The organism is Phocaeicola coprophilus DSM 18228 = JCM 13818, assembly GCF_000157915.1.
Taxonomy (GTDB): Bacteria; Bacteroidota; Bacteroidia; order Bacteroidales; family Bacteroidaceae; genus Phocaeicola; species Phocaeicola coprophilus.
The window spans coordinates 421,092-422,240 of sequence record NZ_EQ973643.1 but is presented as its reverse complement, the minus strand read 5'-3'; the positions used below and the strand labels follow the sequence as shown (position 1 = coordinate 422,240).

At 32.9% G+C, this 1,149-nt stretch carries 1 protein-coding gene; it reads right to left on the bottom strand.

All coding sequences use genetic code 11. From position 1 onward, the window contains the following. Window positions 1–13: 13 nt before the first annotated feature. Window positions 14–1,149 (bottom strand): acyltransferase family protein (locus BACCOPRO_RS09845; RefSeq protein WP_008143210.1); only part of this gene is annotated, 1,136 nt, incomplete at its 5' end.

Genomic DNA, 1,149 nt, shown 5'->3' with positions numbered 1-1,149 from the left:
GATAAACAGTTATCTATACTTTTAAAAAAACTCTCTTTCGATAACAATACAATAAAATAAAGAATATAATAGAGACATGTGCAAGTTCTAATAATACCGGATAATAATCTCCGATTAAATGTTCAAATCCATGTAACCAGAATTCGCGCAAAGAAACAGTATTTAAGGTATGAAATAGCATATAAGCTAATATTGAATTCATCCCATAAATCTTTAGCCATTTCCAGTTTTTTCCTCGTTTTTTAATGTCAATCCAATAATAAGACAACAACATCAGCAAAACGGAAATACCTGTCGATAAAAACATCATAGAACTAGTCCACAATCGCTTAATAATAGGTTCAATCCATGATAATGCAAATGATATAAGGAAGCAAACCAATACAGCCAGTAATAAAAGTCGGACTTTCTTTTGTGGTGAATCTGATGATTGCAATAGGCAACCTGTGAGCACACCACTCAATACGGTAGCTGTAAAATTCAAGGTACTGTAAATCCAACTAATATGATACCAGTCTGCAAAAACAACATCTCCTGACGCTGTAACTGTCGCTCCATATAAAAAACGGCCTAAGACAAGACGGTCAATCAGTTCTGCCAAATTATTCCCAGGAGTGTATCCTCCTGTTAATAGCATGCCTGTTGTATAAATAAATGGCAATATAAAGAATGTAATCAGTAGACCTTTTATCGGCATACTTAAAAACAAGATAACAGAAAACAAATATCCCATTGCAATAGATTGTAAGGTATCTGTATATAAATACAATGAATTAAGATTCAAATCCAATAAGTTACCTTGTACAATAGCACCAAAGATCCAAAGCAAAACAACTCTTTTTAATACCCGATAAAACAACTTACCAGATATTTCTTCTTCTTTTCTTTTATATCTTGCCATGGCATATGGAATGGATGTTCCCGCCATAAATAAAAATAAAGGCATTACCTGATCCCACAAATGAAATCCCTCCCATTCAACGTGGGTAAATAATACATCAAAAATAGTTTTAATCCAATTATTTTCACCGGTTGCCTGAGCCAAGTACATGAAAACAGATTGAAAGCCTACCAGAATAAATAAATCCAGACCTCGTAAAATGTCTAATGATTCAAGCCGTTCTTTTTGTATTTTTCTCATATTTTTAT